Origin of the sequence: Micromonospora sp. NPDC023966, assembly GCF_040639095.1 — a bacterium.
Lineage (GTDB): Bacteria > Actinomycetota > Actinomycetes > Mycobacteriales > Micromonosporaceae > Micromonospora.
Map to the genome: position 1 here is coordinate 37,730 of NZ_JBEZZJ010000026.1, position 17,268 is coordinate 54,997.

The following is a 17,268-nucleotide window of genomic DNA, read 5'->3' on the forward strand; positions in this document are numbered from 1 at the left end:
GGTGCCCTCCGGCCCGCTCGGGCCGGCGCCGAGACGGGCCCGGCGGGTGCCGGCGGCCTGGGCCGCCGCGTGCTCCGGGCCACCCGGGTCGCCCCGGGTGGCCCGTGCCACGGTCAACTCAGCTGGCCGCCTCGATCTTGACGAGGTTGACCCGCTGGAACAGGTCCATCTGGACGTTCGTGACCTTGCTGGAGTGCCCGTACACGTTCTCGCCGAAGCGGAGCGGGATCACCGGCATGTCCTTGGCCAGGATGTCCTCGGCCTGCTGGTACTTCTTGATCGCCTCTTCCTGGGTGGGCGCGGCCGAGCCCTCCTTGACCAGGCGGTCGAACTCCGGGTTGCTGTAGCCGTAGTAGTTCGACGAACCGTTGGTGCTGTACAGCGGGCCGAGGTAGTCCTCCATGGACGGGTAGTCCATGACCCAGCCCATCCGGAACAGACCCACCGGCTGCTTCTTCTCGACCTTGGTCAGCAGGTCGGCGAACTTCGGCTCGGCCGAGCCGACACAGTCGACGCCCAGGTTGGCCTTGAGCTGGTTGCAGGTCGCGTCGACCCAGTCCTTGTGACCGCCGTCCCCGTTGTAGGAGATGGTGATCTTCGACGGGCCGCCGGCGGCCTGGTAGAGCTTCTTGGCCTCGGCCGGGTTGAACTGACCCGCGGCACCCGTGGTGTTGTCCCGGTAGCCCGGCAGGACCGGCGAGACGAACGAGCGGGCCGACTGCTGCGAGCCCTTGAAGATCGACTTGGTGATCTCGTCACGGTCGATCGCCATCGAGATCGCCTTGCGCACGTCCGGGTTGCTGTAGTCCTTCTCGAAGGTGGGAAAGGCCAGGAACTGGAACGACGACATCGGGCTGGTCTGGTAGTTGTCGCCCAGGTCGCTCGGCGCGGTGCTCAGGTTCTCGGTCGGGATCGTCGGCAGCACGTCGAGGTTGTCCGACTGCAGGTCCGAGTACGCCGCGGTGAGCTGCTGGTAGACCCGGAACTCGACGTCCTTCACCTTGGGCTTCTCGCCCGGGTACGCGTCGTAGCGCTCGACATCGAGCTTGCTGTCGTGCTGCCAGGTGCCCTTCATCTTGAACGGGCCCTGACCGATCGGCGCCTGCTCGTACGAGTCGTTGAGCACGCCCGGCGCGGAGAACGCGGCCTCCGGCAGCGGGTAGAACGCGGTGTAGCCGAGCATGGACTCGAAGTCGATGTACGGCTCGGAGAGCGTCACCTGGAAGGTCAGGTCGTCCAGCTTCTTCAGGCCGGACATCGTCTTGGCCTTCGGCTTGTCACCCTGCAGGTCCTGGTAGCCCGCGATCTTCTCGAAGAAGTAGCTGGCGCCCTGGCCGTTGGGCGCGTACGCGCCGTAGTTCCAGGCGTTGATGTAGTCGTCGGACGTGACCTTCTCACCGTTGTGGAAGGTGAACCCGTCCTTGAGCTTGATCGTCCAGACCTTGTTGTTGTCGGACGGCGTCACCGACTGGGCCGCGACCTCGTACGGCTTGTTCTGCGCGTCGTAGTCGACGAGCGGGCTGAACAGGCCGGCGAGCACCTGCGAGCCGGACGTTTCGGTGGTGTTGGTCGGAACCAGGTGCTGCGGCTCGGCAATCTGGATGCTGACCGCCGCATCCTGGCCGCTACCGCTTGATCCGCCGTTCCCGCCACTGCCGCAGGCCGCCAGGCCCAGGGTCACCGCGAGCGGGAGGGCGGTCCAGGCGGCGAGTCTACGAACACGCATGAACTCTCCTCGTCTCCTCACGCTGCGCAGTCAGGCCCGGCGTTGGGTGACGCTGCGCAACGATCGGTAACGGTAGGTCGCGATCGACCCGGTCGACAACGAGAGCGTTGCGAAGCAATAACGGAACGTGCCGGGTGGTCTTGTCGTCGCCGCCCGAGTCTGCTACCTGAGTGCCCGCAGGCGTGTCATCAGGGCCTTCGCAACCGCCCGGTCGTGCCGTATGGCGCGGTCGCGGTGCGCTCGGGCGGATGCGCCGGCGGCTTCCGGGCCGTCCCGTCCGGCATCCGCCGTCCATTTCCGGCTGTGGCGCGGAGCACAATCGGTGACTCTCGGTGACTAACCCCACGTCACGGTTCGTCACCCTTCCCCGTCACCGACCGGCCGGGCGCGGGGCGTGAGACGATCCAGTCGTGACGGCGACCATCCTGGACGGCAAGGCGACCGCGGCGGAGATCAAGGACGAGCTGCGGACGCGGGTCAAGGCGCTGGCGGAGCGGGGCATCACGCCGGGACTGGGCACGGTCCTGGTCGGCGAGGACCCCGGCTCCCAGGCGTACGTGAACGGCAAGCACCGCGACTGCGCCGAGGTGGGCATCGCCTCGATCCGCCGGGAGCTGCCGGCCGACGCCACCCAGGAGCAGCTCGACGCGGTGCTGACCGAGCTGAACGCCGACCCCGGCTGCCACGGCTACATCGTCCAGCTGCCGCTCCCGGCCCACCTGGACACCCAGCGGGCGCTCGAGCTGATCGACCCGGACAAGGACGCCGACGGCCTGCACCCGGTGAACCTGGGCCGGCTGGTGCTCGGCTACGACGCCCCGCTGCCCTGCACCCCGCGCGGCATCGTCGAGCTGCTCCGCCGGCACGACGTGCCGCTGCGCGGCGCGAAGGTCGCGCTGGTCGGCCGGGGCAACACGGTCGGCCGTCCGCTCGGCCTGCTGCTCACCCGGCGCAGCGAGAACGCCACCGTGACCCTCTGCCACACCGGCACCCTGGACCTCGCCGCGCACACCCGCGAGGCCGACATCGTGATCGTCGCGGCCGGCGTGCCCGGGCTGCTCACCGCCGACATGGTCACCCCCGGCGCGACGGTGGTGGACGTCGGCATCACCCGGGTGATCGGGGCTGACGGCAAGGGCCGCTACACCGGCGACGTCGACCCGGAGGTGGCCGGCGTGGCCGGCAAGCTGGTGCCGATGCCGGGCGGCGTCGGCCCGATGACCCGGGCCATGCTGCTGACCAACGTCGTCGAGCGGGCCGAGCGCCAGGACTGAGTGCCCCAGGCACGTCATAACCGTCCGCCCCTGACCCGATCGGTGCCAGGATGGCTGATACGGTCCGGAAAACCGACTGGTATCAGGGAGTGGGACGACCATGGGTAAGAAGGTCACTGTCGTCGGGGCCGGCTTCTACGGCTCCACCACCGCACAGCGCCTGGCCGAGTACGACGTCTTCGACACCGTCGTGATCACCGACATCGTGGAGGGCAAGCCGGCGGGTCTCGCGCTGGACCTCAACCAGTCGCGCGCCGTCGAGGGCTTCGAGACCAAGGTCGTCGGCGTCACCACCGGCCCGAACGGCGAGGGCTACGAGGGCATCGAGGGCTCGGACGTCGTCGTCATCACGGCCGGCCTGCCCCGCAAGCCGGGCATGAGCCGGATGGACCTGCTGGAGACCAACGCCAAGATCGTCCGTCAGGTCGCCGAGAACGTCGCCAAGTACGCCCCGAACGCCGTCGTCATCGTCGTGTCCAACCCGCTCGACGAGATGACCGCGCTGGCCCAGCTCGCCACCCAGTTCCCGAAGAACCGGGTGCTCGGCCAGGCCGGCATGCTCGACACCGCGCGGTTCACCAACTTCGTGGCCGAGGCGCTGAACGTACCGGTGAAGTCGGTGAAGACCCTGACCCTGGGCTCGCACGGCGACACCATGGTCCCGGTCCCGTCGAAGAGCACCGTGAACGGCAAGCCGCTGCGCGAGGCCATGCCGGCCGAGCAGATCGAGGAGCTGGTCGTCAAGACCCGCAACGGTGGCGCCGAGGTCGTCGCGCTGCTGAAGACCGGCTCGGCGTACTACGCCCCGTCCGCAGCCGCCGCCCGGATGGCCAAGGCCGTCGCCGAGGACTCCGGCGAGGTCATGCCGGTCTGCGCCTGGGTCGACGGGCAGTACGGCATCTCCGGCGTCTACCTGGGCGTCGAGGCCGAGATCGGCGCGGAGGGCGTCAAGCGGGTCGTCGAGACCGACCTGGACGCCGACGAGCTGGCCGCCCTGAAGGAGGCCGCCGAGGCCGTCCGCGCCAAGCAGGCCGACGTCGCCAACATGTGACCTGAGCACCACCGCCGAAGGGCGGGCCGGCTACCGCCGGCCCGCCCTTCGCGCATCCCGCCCCGCCCTCGCCCACCTGATCATGAAGTTTGCGGCACGTTCGGAGATCGACATCGCCGCTAACTTCATGATCATCGCGGGTCGGCGCGGGCCGGGCTGGGGAGGGGGTGGGGGGTGAAGGGGTGGCCTAGGTGGGGGGTGGCCAGGGTGACGGGGGCGAGGGTGCGCAGGAGGGATTGGCGGGTGGTGCGGGCCTGGGTCGGGTTTTCCTCGTGGGCGTAGGCGAGGGTGGGATCGAGCAGTTGGAGGGTGTGGACCAGGAGGTCGCCCGTCACCAGGAGGCGGTCGTCGCCGTCGTCGACCAGCACGGACTGGTGGCCGGGGGTGTGGCCGGGTGTGCTCAGGACGCGTACCCCGGGGGTGATTGTGGTGTCGCCGTCGACCACCCGGAGCCGGCCGGCGGCGCGCAACGGCCCCAGGAGCCGGGCCGGCAGCTCGGGGTGGAACAGCTCCAGCGCGGCCAGCTCGGCGCGCTGCACCAGGTGGTCCGCGTTCGGGAAGAGCGGCCCCGCCCAGCCGATGTGGTCGGTGTGCAGGTGGGTGAGCACCACGGTGCGTACCTCCGCCGGGTCGATGCCGGCGGCGGTCAGCTCGGCCGGCAGCCGGCCGGGCACCGGCGCCCAGCTCGCGGCGAGCGCGTCGGCCGGGCCGATCCCGGCGTCGACCAGGGTGACCGGCCCGTCCCCGGTACGCAGCGCGAACGCGCGGAACCGCAGCCACCAGCGGCCGTCCGGGTTGACCGTGTCGGGGTCCCGTCGGTCGGCCTCGCGCCACTGCTCGCGGGTGGCGTCCGGGAACGCCTCGACGCGCGGTTGGAAGAAGGGACCCGCGCCGTCGAGCAGGGCGGTGACCGTGATAGACCCGACCGTGTGAGTCAGCGGCATCCGGGAAGGATGCCACCGCGGCCCGTCCCGGGCGACCCCGTTTCCCGCGGGGTGAGGCCGGCTGGGGAGCCCCGGTCAGTTTCCAGTACGCTCGTACTGCTTGAGCACGTGTCCCCCGAGAGGAGCGCCGGCCGATGGCGAAGATCAAGGTAAACAACCCGGTCGTGGAAATCGACGGCGACGAGATGACCCGGATCATCTGGAAGCAGATCCGGGAGCAGCTGATCCTGCCCTACCTCGACGTCGACCTGCACTACTACGACCTGTCGATCCAGCACCGCGACGAGACCGACGACCAGGTCACCGTCGACGCCGCCAACGCCATCAAGGAGCACGGCGTCGGCGTCAAGTGCGCCACCATCACCCCGGACGAGGCCCGGGTGGAGGAGTTCGGCCTGAAGAAGATGTGGCGGTCGCCGAACGGCACCATCCGCAACATCCTCGGCGGTGTGGTCTTCCGCGAGCCGATCATCATGTCGAACGTGCCGCGGCTCGTCCCCGGCTGGACCAAGCCGATCATCATCGGCCGGCACGCGCACGGCGACCAGTACAAGGCCACCGACTTCGTCGTCCCCGGCCCGGGCAAGGTGACCATCACCTACACCCCGGCCGACGGCGGCGCGCCGATGGAGATGGAGGTCGCCAACTTCCCGGGCGGCGGCATCGCCATGGGCATGTACAACTTCGACGAGTCGATCCGGGACTTCGCCCGCGCCTCGTTCCGCTACGGCCTGGACCGCGGCTACCCGGTCTACCTGTCCACCAAGAACACCATCCTCAAGGCGTACGACGGCCGGTTCAAGGACATCTTCGCCGAGGTGTTCGAGAACGAGTTCAAGTCGGAGTTCGAGGCTGCCGGCATCACCTACGAGCACCGGCTGATCGACGACATGGTCGCCGCCGCGCTCAAGTGGGAGGGCGGCTACGTCTGGGCCTGCAAGAACTACGACGGTGACGTCCAGTCCGACACCGTCGCGCAGGGCTTCGGCTCGCTGGGCCTGATGACCTCCGTGCTGCTCTCCCCGGACGGCCGCACCGTCGAGGCGGAGGCCGCGCACGGCACCGTCACCCGGCACTACCGGCAGTGGCAGAAGGGCGAGAAGACCTCGACCAACCCGATCGCCTCGATCTACGCCTGGACCCGGGGCCTGGCCCACCGGGGCAAGCTGGACAACACCCCGGCGGTCACCGACTTCGCCAACACCCTGGAGCAGGTCATCGTGGAGACCGTCGAGGGTGGCCAGATGACCAAGGACCTCGCGCTGCTCATCTCGCGGGACGCCCCGTGGCTGACCACCGACGAGTTCATGAACGCGCTCGACGAGAACCTGGCCCGCAAGCTGTCGGCCTGACCGTCACCGTTCACACCGGAGCCCGCCGGCCCTGCCGGCGGGCTCCGTCGTGTCCGCGACCCGGCGTCACCCGGGGCGGGCGCGCCTCGTTGAGCAGGGTGGACGTGATGCCAGTCCCGTCCAAGGAAGGTTGACCGCGATCGCCTCGCGGCCTGAGCGCCGATCAGTCAGCCTTCCCGGCTGTCGCGCACAGCCAGCCGTCCCTTCCCTCGCGGGGGGCCCTGTCCCGGGCCCCCCGCGCCCTGTTGTGGGGCGGGAGATCAGGCGGCGCGGAGCAGTTCGGCGGCCCGCTCGGGGGCGATGTCGTTGATGAACACGCCCATCCCCGACTCGGATCCGGCCAGATACTTCAGCTTGTCCTTGGCCCGCCGGATGCTGAACAGCTGCAGGTGCAGGTGCCCCAGCTCCCGGTCGACGTGCACCGGCGCCTGGTGCCAGGCCGCGATGTAGGGCATCGGCATGTCGAACAGCCCGTCGAAGCGGCGCAGCACGTCGAGGTAGAGCGGCCCGAAGGCGTCCCGCTCGGCGTCGTCCAGGGCCGGGATGTCCGGCACCGGGCGGTGGGGCGCCACGTGCACCTCGAACGGCCAGCGGGCCGCGGCCGGCACGTACGCCGTCCAGTGCTCGTTGCTCGCCACCACCCGGTCGCCGGCGGCGCGTTCCGCGGCGAGCACGTCGGCGTAGAGGTTGCCGCCGGTGCGCTCGGCGTGCCGGCGGGCGGCGGCCAGCATGGTCCGGGTCCGCGGCGTGACGAATGGGTATGCGTAGATCTGGCCGTGCGGGTGGTGCAGGGTCACCCCGATCTCCACGCCCCGGTTCTCGAACGGGAAGACCTGCTCCACCCCGGGCAGTTCGCTCAGCGCGGTGGTCCGGTCGGCGAGCGCGTCGAGCACCGTCCGCACCCGGCCGGGGGAGAGGCTGGCGAACGAGGCGTTGTGGTCGTCCGTGAAGCAGACCACCTCGCACTTGCCGCGCCCCGGGCGTACCGGGGTGAACGGGGTGATCTCGGCCGGCTCCTCGGCGACCCGCTGGCTCAGCGACGGGAACCGGTTCTCGAAGACGACCACGTCGTAGTCGGGGGCGGGGATCTCGCTGAGCCGGTCGCCCCGGGAGGGGCAGAGCGGGCACTGGTCGGCCGGGGGGAGGAAGGTCCGGGTCTGCCGGTGCACCGCGACCGCCACCCACTCGTCGGTCAGCGGGTCGTACCGGAGCTGCGAGGCGTGCGGCGGCGGGGGCAGGTCCCGCCGGTCCGGCTGGTCGCGAACCGCGTCGTCCCGCTCGTCGAAGTAGATCAACTCGCGGCCGTCGGCCAGCTCGATCTGCGTACGCTTCACTCCGCCCCCTCCGTGCCCGGCACGATCACCAGCTCACCCACCCTGTCCTCAAGTGCCCGGCGCGCCTCGGGCGCCAACCGGTCGTCGGTGACCAGCACGTCCGCCGCTTCCAGCGGGACGATCGAGGAGATGCCGACCGTGCCCCACTTGGTGTGGTCGGCGAGCACCACCAGCCGGTCGGCGGCCGCCACCAGGGCCCGGTCCGTGTCCGCCTCCATGAGGTTGGGGGTGGTGAACCCGGCCCGCTCGCTGATGCCGTGCACGCCGAGGAAGAGCAGGTCCAGGTGGAGCGCGCCGATCGCGGCCACGGCAAGCGGGCCGACCAGCGCGTCCGAGGGGGTGCGCACCCCGCCGGTGAGCACCACGGTCTGGTCCGGCCGGCCGCCGAGGTGCAGGATCTCGGCCACCGGCAGGGAGTTCGTCACCACGGTCAGGCCCGGCACGTCGGTCAGCCGGCGGGCCAGCTCGGCGGTGGTGGTGCCGGCGGAGAGCGCGATCGCGGCGCCGGGGCGAACCAGCCCCGCGGCCCGGCCGGCGATGGCGGCCTTCTCGACGGACTGGCGGACCGACTTGGCGCGGAACCCGGGCTCGTCGGTCGAGCCGGGGCCGGCCAGGGTCGCCCCGCCGTGCACCTTGGCGAGCAGGCCCTGCTCGTGCAGCGTCTCCAGGTCGCGCCGGACGGTCATGTCCGAGACGCCGAACTCGGCGGCCAGCTCGGTGACCCGGACGCCTCCGGCGGCGCGGACCCGTTCCAGGATGACCGCCTGCCGCTGCCGCGCCAGCACCCCGCCGTCACCTCCCGACTCCCGACCCGTGTCCACGTGGTCGAACGCGTTCCAACAAAGACGAACACTACCGCGCAACGGGGGACAACGGAAGCGGACGCGAAACCGCCGCCGTCCGGAGGCGGGGGCGGCGGCGGTCGGTGCTACGCGGATCAGGCGGACTGGAGGCGGGGCTCCACCCAGCCGGTCTCGGTGAGGTGCTCCATCACCCGCTGGACCGCCTCCTCGACGGTCATGTCCGTGGTGTCGACCACCAGGTCGGCGTCGGTCGGCTCCTCGTACGGGTCGTCGATCCCGGTCATCCCGGTGATCAGGCCGGCCCGGGCGCGGGCGTACAGGCCCTTGCGGTCGCGCTGCTCGCAGACCTCCAGCGGGGTGGCCACGTGGACCAGCAGGAAGCCGGCCCCGGCGGCCTGCGCCATCTCCCGGGCGGTGGCGCGGGCGGCCGCGTACGGGGCGATCGGGCAGCAGATGCCCACCCCCCGGTGCCGGGCGATCTCGGCGGCCACCCAGCCGATCCGGCGCACGTTGAGATCCCGGTCGGCCTTGCCGAAGCCCAGCCCGGCCGAGAGTTCGCGGCGCACCACGTCGCCGTCGAGCAGGGTGATGGTCCGGTCGCCGCCCTCGCGCAGCAGGTCGGCCAGACCACGGGCGATGGTCGACTTGCCGGAGCCGGAGAGGCCGGTCAGGAAGACCACCAGGCCCCGGTGCCGGCGCGGCGGGCGGGCCCGGGCCAGCTCCTTGGCCACCGCCGGCGGGGTGTGCCACTCGGGCAGCGGGAAGCCCCGGTCCAGCAGGTCGTCGATCTCCTCCTGGCTGAGCGCCAGCCGCCGGTTGCGCGGCGGGATGTCCTCCCGCCAGCGCCACTGCCCGTCGCGGTTGTCGTAGGCCAGCTCGCGGGGCACCAGCACCCGCAGGCCGGCCCCGGAGAGCATGCCCTCGGTGGAGAGCAGGTGGGTCACCCCGTAGGCGGCGGCGACCCGGGCCCGCAGCAGCGCGTCGCTGATCTCGTCGCGTCGCTTCGCCAGGGGCACCGCCACCAGGGTGGCCGGGGGCATCCGGTCCCGGGCGGCGAACACGCTGCGCACCAACGCCTCGGCCGGCAGCCCGCCGGTCGCCTCCTCGCCCACCGGGATCAGCACCAGCAGGTGCGCGCCGAGCGTCCGGGCGGCGTGCGCGATCTGCGCGAGCTGCGGCCGGTGCAGCGGACGGTCGGCGAAGACGCCGAGCACCCGCCCCGGGGGCAGCAGCCCGCGGATCTCGTCCGGGCTGCGCCGCAGCCGCTGGAACGGCCCGTGGCCGCCGTCGCCCAGCCGGCGTACCGCGCCGCCCACGCCGACGGTGCCCTCGCGGACCGGCCAGGCGTCGGTCACGTCCATGGCGGCCACCGGGGCGCCCTCGCCGTCGGTGAGCACCAGCGCCCGGCGCAGCGGGTCGTCCAGCACCAGCCCGTCGGCCAGCGCGGCCGGCACCTGGAGCGTCACCGGCACCGGCCACGGCGTGCCGTCCGCGAGCCGCCCGCGCCGGCTCAGCGACGCCAGGTCGGCCCGGGTCATGAAGCCGGTCAACGGGGCGTACGCCCCGGTCAGCAGCAACCCCAGATCGGCCAGCTCAGCGGGCCTTGGCGCGTACGCCGGCGCGTCCCGCAGAACGTCCTCGGGCAGCAGCCACCCGTTGCTCATCGAACCCCCAACTCACCGGCCGGCACACAGTTTCGCAGCCCACCGGCGATCGGTCGAGAGCGCCACTCCACCTCCCGGTCACCGGCCGGCAAACCGGCCGTTCCGGGGGCCCCGGCCAGCCCTCGGCCAGCCGGACGGGCAGTGGGAACCGGCTGGTCGGCCAGCCGAACCCGAAGTCCGGGCGAAACCCCGCGGACCCGTCCGGGCGGAATCAGGGGCAACCCCGAGCGTTTCCCGATACCCGAGGCGGCCGGGACTTCCTAGGCTGGCCTCGTGACACTGCTCGCGACCGAGTCGCTGACCAAGACGTACGGAGGCCGGGTCACCGCGTTGGCCGACCTCACGGTGTCGGTCGAACCGGGGATCATCGGACTGGTGGGCGCGAACGGCGCCGGCAAGTCCACCCTGATCAAGATCCTGCTGGGCCTTCTAGCCCCGACCAGCGGTCGGGTCTCCGTGCTCGGCCTCGACCCCACCACCGACCCCGCGGCCGTCCGCGCCCGGGTCGGCTACATGCCCGAGCACGACGCCCTCCCGCCCGACCTCTCCGCCGCCGAACTGGTCACCCACCTCGGCCGGATCAGCGGGCTGCCCCGCACGGTGGCCCGGGAGCGGGCCTCCGAGGCGCTGCGCCACGTCGGCCTGCACGAGGAGCGGCACCGGGCCGTCGGTGGCTACTCCACCGGCATGAAGCAGCGGGTGAAGCTCGCCCAGGCCCTGGTGCACGACCCCGACCTGCTGCTGCTCGACGAGCCGACCAACGGGCTGGACCCCGCCGGCCGGGAAGCCATGCTCGCCCTGATCCACCGGATCGGCACCGAGTTCGGCATCTCGGTGGTGGTCTGCTCGCACCTGCTCGGCGAAGTGGAGCGGATCTGCGACACCCTGGTCGCCATCGACGGCGGCCGGCTGCTGCGCGCCGACCGGATCGCCGCGATGACCTCGGCCATCGACGTGCTCGCCGTCGAGGTGAGCGAGGGTACGGACGAACTCGCCGCCCGGCTCACCGCGCTGAACCTGCCGGTGTCCCGGGAGGGGCGGCTGCTGCTCGTCCCGCTCGCCGACGACGCCACCTACGACCTGATCATCGGCGCGGTCGCCGAGCTGGACCTGTCGCTGCACCGGCTGGACCAGCGGCGGCACCGGGTGGCCGAACTCTTCGCCACGAGGGAGCCCAGCCATGTCTGAGCCGACCGGCGTCATCCACGACATCGGCTATCAGCGCTACACCGGCCCGCGGCTCGGCCGCCGGCACGTCTTCGGCGCGCTCTACCTGCACGGCCTGCGTACCGCTTTCGGGCTGGGCCGCTCCGCCAAGGCGAAGATCTTTCCCTGGCTGGTGATGGGCATCGTGCTGATCGTCGCCGCCGGGCTGACCGCGGTACGCACCCAGACCGGTCAGGTCGTCATGACGTACGCCCAGTTCGCCGACGCGATGAGCTGGCTGGTCATCTTCTTCGTCGCGGTGGTCGGGCCGGAGCTGGTCTCCCGCGACCTGCACAGCGGCGTGCTGCCGCTCTACTTCTCCCGCCCGCTGCCGCGCGGCGACTACGCGCTGGCCAAGCTCGGGTCGCTGGTCACCGCGCTCTGGCTGCTGCTCGGCGCGCCGCAGCTCGTGATGTTCCTGGGCGCCGCGTTCACCACCAAGGACGGGCTCGGCGGGGTCTGGGACGAGCTGCTCGACCTGCTGCCCGGCCTGCTCTACGCGGCGCTCTGGGCGGTGGTCTTCGCCTCGGTCGGGCTGCTCATCGCCTCGCTCACCGGCAAGCGGGCCTTCGCGGCGGGCGGCGTCGTGGCGGTGTTCCTGATGACCGCCCCGATCGTCGGCATCCTGTCGATCATGCCGTCCCGCACGGTCAACGAGCTGGCGATGCTCGGCTCGCCCACCGCCCTGATCCATGCTGTCGGCGAGTACACCCTCGGCGACCTGCTTGTACCCGGTGGGCAGGCCGACTATCAGATTGGCGGCTTCGGGCCGGTCTACGTGGCCGCCGCCGTGCTGCTGGTGGCCGGCTGCGTCACCCTGCTGCTGCTGCGATACCGGAAGGTGGCCGCCCGATGACCACGATCAGCGCGGAGCCGGCGGCCCCGGCCACCCCCGCCTCCACCCTCGACCTCGCCGGCGTCTCCCGCTGGTACGGCAACGTGGTGGCGGTCAACGACGTCACCATGCGGCTCGGGCCCGGCGTGACCGGCCTGCTCGGCCCGAACGGCGCCGGCAAGACCACCCTGCTGCACATGATGGCCGGCTTCCTCTCCCCGTCCCGGGGCGAGGTCACCCTCGACGGCGCGCCGACCTGGCGCAACCCGGAGGTCTACCGGCGGCTCGGCCTGGTCAGCGAACGGGAGGCGGTGCACACCTTCCTCAGCGCGTACGAGTTCGTGCTGGCCAGCGCCAAGCTGCACCGGCTGCCCGACCCGGAGGCGGCGGCGCGCCGGGCCGTCGCGCTGGTCGAGATGGAGGGGGCGCAGGACCGGAAGATCGGCACCTACTCCAAGGGCATGCGGCAGCGCACCCGGGTGGCCGCCGCCCTGGTGCACGACCCGCAGGTGCTGCTGCTCGACGAGCCGTTCAACGGGATGGACCCGCGGCAGCGGCTGCACATGATGGCCCTGCTGCACCGGCTCGGCGACGCCGGCCGGACCATCCTGTTCAGCTCGCACATTCTCGAAGAGGTCGAGCAGGTCTCCGGCACCGTGCAGGTGATGGTCGCCGGCCGGCTGGCCGCCTCCGGCGACTACCGAACCATCCGCCGGCTGATGACCAACCGGCCGCACGTCTTCCGGGTGCGCTCCACGGACGACCGGGCCCTCGCGGTCGCGCTGATCGCCGAGGAGTCGGTCACCGGGGTGGAACTCAGCCGGGACGGGCTGACCGTGCGGGCCGGCGACTACGGCGCCTTCACCCGCGCGCTGCCGAAGATCGCGCTTGCCCGCGGCCTCCGGGTCCGGACGCTGACGCCCGAGGACGAATCGCTGGAGAGCGTCTTCTCCTACCTGGTGGGGAGCTGACCCATGTCGACCGTTTCCTGGATCACCGCGCGCGGCCTGTTCGGCCGGCGCCGCTTCCTCCTGCTGCTCCCGCTGCCCGCGTTGCTGCTGGCGCTGGCGATCCTCTCCCGCTCGCTCGGCGTCGACCCCGGCGAGTGGGGGCCGGCGGTGCTGGTCGGGCTCGGCCTGGCCGTGGTGCTGCCGGTGGTCGCGCTGATCGTCGGCACCGGCGTGCTCGGCGCGGAGATCGACGACGGCACGGTGGTGCACATCCTCACCAAGCCGCTTCCGCGCTGGCAGATCATCCTGCCGAAGCTGGCGGTGGCCGCCGGCGTCACGGCGGTCACCGTCGCCGTGCCGCTCTACGTGGCGGGCGTGCTCGCCGACTCGGTACGCCTCGGCCTGGCGCTCGCCGTCGCCGCGTCGATCGGGGCGCTGGCCTACTCCGCGTTCTTCGTCGCGCTCAGCCTGCTCACCCGGCGGCCGGTGCTGCTCGGCCTCGTCTACGTGCTGATCTGGGAGGGGCTGCTCGGCAACTTCGTCAGCGGCACGAAGGTGCTCTCCATCCAGCAGTACGTGATCGCGCTCGCCGACCGGATCGCACCGACCGAGCTGCTCGCCACCAACGTGTCGGTGCCGGTCGCGGCGGTGATGAGCGCGCTGATCGCGGTGGGCTTCACGGTCCTCGCGATCGACCGCCTCCGCTCGTTCAGCGTGGCCGGCGAGACCAGCTGACGCGCACGAAGGGGCCCCGCTCGACGCCGCCGACGACGGCACGTCGGGCGGGGCCCGTCCGTGCGGGGCGACCCCCCTGGTCGATGTCCGAAGTGGACTGGAGGATCACGGTGCGTTCCGAGGTCTGGTAGCTTGCGGCGGCGACAACACGTGACAACGGGGGAGAAACCATGCGCTCAACTCGGCTCGCACTGCTCATTCCGGCCACGCTGGCGGCGCTCGTCATGTCCGGCTGCGACGACGGCGACACGCCCGCGGCGTCCAGCGGCGCCAGCGCGGCGGCCACCTCGTCGGCCGCCGCGCCGAGCGCCACCGCGACGGGCACCCCGGCCATGGACGCCGCCACCAAATCCGCCTGCACCGCCATCGACAAGGACATCCAGGCCGCCCTGAAGAAGGTCGCCGCCGCGGAGAAGATCGGGCCGCCGGCCGGCCACTCCGCGGTCAGCGCCCAGTATTCCGCCGGCGCCGCCTCGCTCTTCGCGAACGCCTTCACCACCAGCACCACGGTCAACGACGCCGTGAAGCAGGTCGCGACCGCGATGTCGGACCTCGCCGACACGTGGGCGAAGGCACCCAAGAAGGCGCCGAGCAAGGCCTCGCTGAACACCGCCGTGAAGCAGCTCGGGACCGCCTGCTCGGCGACCTGAGCCGGATCTCGCGGGAAAGGAGTGGCTGTCGCGTCGCGAACAGCCACTCCTTTTCTCGTCGTCCGATCCGTGTGGCGGCTCAGAAGGCGCAGGCGATGACGAGTTCGGTGGTGCGGTCGGGGAGCAGGTCGAGCTTGGCGATCCGGCCCGCCGCCCGGACGTCGTCGGCCACCAGGGTGAGCCGCTCGAGCAGGGCGGCCGGCCCGAGCGCCTCGGCCAGCGGCACCTCCGCCTTCATCGACAGCTTCCGCTCCGACTTGGCCCGGCGCACCTGACCCAGCGCGTCCGCGGCCAGCCGGAACAGCTCCGGGTCACCCGGCCCCTGCACCGCCCGACCCACCTCGTAGGTCGTCGGCCAGGGCGCCCGGTGCACCGAGCCGTACCGCCACCACGACCAGACCTCCTCGGTGACGAACGGCAGCACCGGGGCGAAGAGCCGCAGCTGCACGGACAGCGCGGTGGCCAGTGCCGCCCGGGCCGAGTCCGCCCCCGGCCCGGTGCCGTAGGCCCGCTCCTTCACCAGCTCGATGTAGTCGTCGCAGAACCGCCAGAAGAACGCCTCCGTGGCGATCAGCGCGGCGGTGTGGTCGTAGTCGTCGAAGGCGGTGGTCGCGGTGGCGACCACGCCGGACAGTTCGGTCAGCATGGCGGTGTCCAGCGGCGCGGTCGCCGGTGCCCGCAGCGCGTCCGCGGCGCCCAGCCCGAGGGCGAACTTTGACGCGTTGAGCAGCTTCGTGGCGAGCCGGCGACCCACCTTGATCTGCGCCGGGTCGAAGGCCAGGTCCATGCCGGGCTTGCCGCTGGCGGCCCAGTAGCGGACCGCGTCCGAACCGTGCTGTTCCAGCAGGGCCATCGGGGTGACCACGTTCCCCTTGGACTTGGACATCTTCTTCCGGTCGGGGTCCAGGATCCAGCCAGAGAGCACCGCGTCGCGCCAGGGCAGCACGCCCTGCTCCAGGTGCGCCCGGACCACCGAGTCGAACAGCCAGGTGCGGATGATCTCCTGCCCCTGCGGGCGCAGGTCCATCGGAAAGACGCGCCGGAACAGGTCCTCGTCGGTCTCCCAGCCACCGACGATCTGCGGGGTCAGCGACGAGGTGGCCCAGGTGTCCAGCACGTCCGGGTCGCCGACGAAGCCGCCCGGCATCCCGCGCTGCCCCTCCTGGTAGCCCGGCGGCGGCTCGCTGGACGGGTCGACCGGGAGCATCGACTCGTCCGGCGTGAGAGGCTGGGACCAGTCCGGCTCGCCAATGTCGTCGAGCCGGTACCACACCGGCACCGGCACGCCGAAGAAGCGCTGCCGACTGACCAGCCAGTCACCGGTCAGGCCGCTCACCCAGTTCTCGTAACGGTGCCGCATGTGCTCCGGCACCCAGCGCAGCTCCCGCCCCCGGGCCAGCAGTTCCTCGCGCAGGCCGAGGTGCCGGCCGCCGTTGCGCACATACCACTGGCGGGTGGAGATGATCTCCAGAGGGCGGTCGCCCCGCTCGTAGAACTTCACCGGGTGGGTGAGCGGACGCGGCTCGCCCACCAGATCGCCCGCGTCGGCCAGCAGCTCGACGATCGTCCGCCGGGCGCCGTTCACGGTCTGCCCCGCCAGGGCCGCGTAGGGCTCGGCGGGCACGCCGGCCGGCGGCTCCGGCAGCAGCCGCCCGTCCCGGCCGATCACCACCCGGGTGTCCAGCTGCAGCTCGCGCCACCAGGTCACGTCGGCCAGGTCGCCGAAGGTGCAGACCATCGCGATGCCCGTGCCCTTGGCCGGATCCGCCAGCGGATGCGCGCGCACCGGCACCTCCACCCCGAACAGCGGGCTGCGCACCTGCGTGCCCACCAGGTCGGCGTAGCGTTCGTCGTCCGGGTGGCAGACCAGCGCCACGCAGGCCGGCAGGAGCTCCGGCCGGGTGGTGTCGATCAGCACCTCGCGCCCGCCCGGCCCCTGGAAGCGCAGCCGGTGGTAGGCGCCCGGCCGCTCCCGGTCCTCCAGCTCGGCCTGGGCCACCGCGGTGGCGAAGCCCACGTCCCAGAGCGTCGGCGCCTCGGCCTGGTAGGCCTCGCCCCGGGCCAGGTTGCGCAGGAACGCCCGCTGGCTGGTCGCCCGGGCCACCCGCCCGATCGTGGTGTAGGTCAGCGACCAGTCCACCGACAGCCCGAGGCGTCGCCACAGCGCCTCGAAGACCTTCTCGTCCTCCGCGGTGAGCACCTCGCACAGCTCAATGAAGTTGCGCCGGGAGATCGTCGCCGGGTCCTTCCGGGCCGCCTCGCTCACCGGCCTCGCCGGCGGACGCCAGTCGGGGTCGTAGGGCAGGGCCGGGTCGGGACGCACCCCGTAGACGTTCTGCGCCCGCCGCTCGGTGGGCAGGCCGTTGTCGTCCCAGCCCATCGGGTAGAAGACCGTCCGGCCGCGCATCCGCTGGAACCGGGCCACCGTGTCGGTGTGCGTGTAGGAGAAGACGTGCCCCATGTGCAGCTCGCCCGATACGGTCGGCGGCGGGGTGTCGATCGCGTACACGTCCTGCCGCTCCTTCGAGTGGTCGAACGCGTACGTCCCGTCCTCCTGCCAGCGGCGCGCCCAGGGTTCCTCGATGCCGTCCAGGGTCGGACGCTCGGGGACCCCGGCGCGGGCCGTCCTCGCCGTATCGGTCATCAGCCGATCGTAGGCAGCCGACCCCGGCCGCTCCACGACTTTCGGCCTCGTGGCGGTATCCGGCGTCGGGACGCCGCCGGCCCCTTCGCAGGGGACAGCG

Annotated in this window: 14 protein-coding genes; 8 read left to right on the top strand and 6 right to left on the bottom strand. The window is 72.0% G+C overall.

Annotated features, from left to right (window positions below; genetic code table 11):
- Nucleotides 1–118: 118 nt before the first annotated feature.
- Nucleotides 119–1,726 (bottom strand): ABC transporter substrate-binding protein, encoded by a 1,608-nt coding sequence (locus tag AB0F68_RS26045; protein ID WP_357342847.1) that lies wholly within the window; start codon nt 1,724–1,726, stop codon nt 119–121.
- 410 nt (nt 1,727–2,136) lie between these two features.
- Here AB0F68_RS26045 and AB0F68_RS26050 point away from each other — a divergent pair, with 410 nt between their 5' ends.
- Both AB0F68_RS26050 and mdh read left to right on the top strand, forming a co-directional pair.
- Nucleotides 2,137–3,000, top strand: a complete 864-nt coding sequence (locus AB0F68_RS26050) for a bifunctional methylenetetrahydrofolate dehydrogenase/methenyltetrahydrofolate cyclohydrolase (RefSeq protein ID WP_357081352.1) — start codon at nt 2,137–2,139, stop codon at nt 2,998–3,000.
- Nucleotides 3,001–3,100: 100 nt separating this feature from the next.
- Nucleotides 3,101–4,051: a malate dehydrogenase gene (gene mdh / locus AB0F68_RS26055; RefSeq protein ID WP_357342849.1), complete on the top strand. Its 951-nt coding sequence runs from the start codon at nt 3,101–3,103 to the stop codon at nt 4,049–4,051.
- A gap of 131 nt (nt 4,052–4,182) precedes the next feature.
- Here mdh and AB0F68_RS26060 read toward each other — a convergent pair whose 3' ends face one another.
- Nucleotides 4,183–4,995 (bottom strand): MBL fold metallo-hydrolase, encoded by an 813-nt coding sequence (locus AB0F68_RS26060; protein ID WP_357342851.1) that lies wholly within the window; start codon nt 4,993–4,995, stop codon nt 4,183–4,185.
- Between the two features lie 134 nt (nt 4,996–5,129).
- On the opposite strand from AB0F68_RS26060, the gene AB0F68_RS26065 reads away from it, so the two are divergent.
- Nucleotides 5,130–6,347, top strand: coding sequence for an NADP-dependent isocitrate dehydrogenase (locus tag AB0F68_RS26065; RefSeq protein ID WP_357342853.1), 1,218 nt, complete (start codon nt 5,130–5,132; stop codon nt 6,345–6,347).
- Between the two features lie 260 nt (nt 6,348–6,607).
- On the opposite strand, the gene galT is transcribed toward AB0F68_RS26065, so the two are convergent.
- From galT to cysC, 3 genes are all read right to left on the bottom strand, one after another.
- Complete coding sequence (gene galT, locus AB0F68_RS26070) at nt 6,608–7,681, bottom strand: galactose-1-phosphate uridylyltransferase (protein ID WP_357342855.1); 1,074 nt, start codon at nt 7,679–7,681, stop codon at nt 6,608–6,610.
- Complete coding sequence (locus AB0F68_RS26075; protein WP_357342856.1) at nt 7,678–8,466, bottom strand: DeoR/GlpR family DNA-binding transcription regulator; 789 nt, start codon at nt 8,464–8,466, stop codon at nt 7,678–7,680. Before AB0F68_RS26075 ends, galT begins: the two co-directional genes overlap by 4 nt.
- A 152-nt stretch (nt 8,467–8,618) precedes the next feature.
- Nucleotides 8,619–10,148, bottom strand: a complete 1,530-nt coding sequence (gene cysC, locus AB0F68_RS26080; protein WP_357342858.1) for an adenylyl-sulfate kinase — start codon at nt 10,146–10,148, stop codon at nt 8,619–8,621.
- A gap of 273 nt (nt 10,149–10,421) precedes the next feature.
- Between cysC and AB0F68_RS26085 the strand changes: the two genes are divergently transcribed.
- From AB0F68_RS26085 to AB0F68_RS26105, 5 genes are all read left to right on the top strand, one after another.
- Nucleotides 10,422–11,336 carry an ABC transporter ATP-binding protein gene (locus AB0F68_RS26085; protein WP_357342860.1) on the top strand — a complete coding sequence of 305 codons (915 nt, stop codon included), beginning with the start codon at nt 10,422–10,424 and terminating at the stop codon, nt 11,334–11,336.
- Complete coding sequence (locus AB0F68_RS26090; RefSeq protein ID WP_357342862.1) at nt 11,329–12,210, top strand: ABC transporter permease subunit; 882 nt, start codon at nt 11,329–11,331, stop codon at nt 12,208–12,210. The genes AB0F68_RS26085 and AB0F68_RS26090 overlap by 8 nt, the downstream gene beginning before the upstream one ends.
- Nucleotides 12,207–13,160, top strand: a complete 954-nt coding sequence (locus AB0F68_RS26095; RefSeq protein ID WP_357342864.1) for an ABC transporter ATP-binding protein — start codon at nt 12,207–12,209, stop codon at nt 13,158–13,160. Before AB0F68_RS26090 ends, AB0F68_RS26095 begins: the two co-directional genes overlap by 4 nt.
- 3 nt (nt 13,161–13,163) lie before the next feature.
- Nucleotides 13,164–13,874, top strand: coding sequence for an ABC transporter permease subunit (locus AB0F68_RS26100; protein ID WP_357342866.1), 711 nt, complete (start codon nt 13,164–13,166; stop codon nt 13,872–13,874).
- Nucleotides 13,875–14,044: 170 nt separating this feature from the next.
- Nucleotides 14,045–14,524: a hypothetical protein gene (locus AB0F68_RS26105; RefSeq protein WP_357342867.1), complete on the top strand. Its 480-nt coding sequence runs from the start codon at nt 14,045–14,047 to the stop codon at nt 14,522–14,524.
- A 79-nt stretch (nt 14,525–14,603) separates the two neighbouring features.
- On the opposite strand, the gene valS is transcribed toward AB0F68_RS26105, so the two are convergent.
- Nucleotides 14,604–17,168 (bottom strand): valine--tRNA ligase, encoded by a 2,565-nt coding sequence (gene valS / locus AB0F68_RS26110; RefSeq protein WP_357342869.1) that lies wholly within the window; start codon nt 17,166–17,168, stop codon nt 14,604–14,606.
- Nucleotides 17,169–17,268: the final 100 nt, after the last annotated feature.